We start from the raw sequence: 1106 nt of genomic DNA, 5'->3' as shown, positions 1-1106 counted from the left end.
GGTGGTGTCATAGCGTCTAAGCAACACTCCCGGTCGGTGGGGGCTTGAGGCGAGGAGGCCTGGGATGGCGCGGCGGAGGCTTACGTTCACGGAGCGGATGGAGATCTCGACGGGATCGAAGGCCGGGTGGGGAGTCCGCAGGATCGCTTCTCACCTGGGTAGATGCCCGTCAGTGGTCTCCAGAGAGCTTCGACGGAACTCCACGAAGACGCGCGGCTATCAAGCCGTGACCGCGGACGTGACCGCGCAACGCCAGCGCTCGCGCCCACAGGTCCGAAAAGTCGCGAAGGACCCCGTGCTCAAGGCCCGCGTCAACGCCGACCTCGCAGCGTCATGGACACCGAACGAGATCGCGGGCCGCTTGCGTCTGGAGGCCGCAGACCCGACCGTTGAACGCATGGCGAATTCTCCGAACGCTCAGGGCCGCACCGTCAGCGGAGAAGCGATCTACCAGTACATCTACGCGATCCCCCGCGGGGAACTCGCCACGCGAGGGATCTTCTTGCAGTCCAAACGGACCAAGCGCCGACCCCGCACACCCGGCCGCACCCGGGGCGGACCGATCGTGGGGATGGTGCCCATCTCGGAGCGAAGCGAGGATGCCGCGGAGCGGCGGGTTCCGGGGCACTGGGAGGGCGACTTGATCATCGGGAAGAACGGGTCCTCGTGCGCGGCGACGCTGGTGGAGCGGATGAGCGGTTTCACCGGACTGCTTGCCCTGCCCTCCAAGCACGCCGAGGGCACTGCGGACGCGGTCATCGAGTACTTCACCGAGCTGCCCAAGATGATGAAGGCGTCGCTGGCATGGGACCAGGGCAGCGAGATGGCCCAGCACGCAAAGGTTTCCCTGGCCACGGACATGCCGGTCTACTTCGCCGACCCCCACTCCCCGTGGCAGCGACCCTCGAACGAGAACACGAACCGGCTCTACCGGGAGTACCTCCCCAAGGGCACCGTGATCCCCGACCACCAGCCCTACCTCACCACCATCGCGGAGGAGATCAACAACCGACCCCGCCGCCGGCTGGGCTTCCTCACGCCCACCGAAGCATTCGCTCGACTACTCGCCGGCGAACCCCATGTTGCTTCCACGCTTTGACACCACC

At 66.5% G+C, this 1106-nt stretch carries 1 protein-coding gene; it reads left to right on the top strand.

All coding sequences use genetic code 11. The annotated features are described in order from the left end of the window. Positions 1 to 64: 64 nt before the first annotated feature. Positions 65 to 1099: an IS30 family transposase gene (locus tag INT49_RS20820; protein WP_193119629.1), complete on the top strand. Its 1035-nt coding sequence runs from the start codon at positions 65 to 67 to the stop codon at positions 1097 to 1099. Positions 1100 to 1106 lie beyond the last annotated feature (7 nt).

This window comes from Brachybacterium tyrofermentans (genome assembly GCF_014897585.1).
GTDB lineage: Bacteria > Actinomycetota > Actinomycetes > Actinomycetales > Dermabacteraceae > Brachybacterium > Brachybacterium tyrofermentans.
Note: the sequence above shows the minus strand (reverse complement) of the source record. Positions and strands in the feature narration are given on the sequence as shown.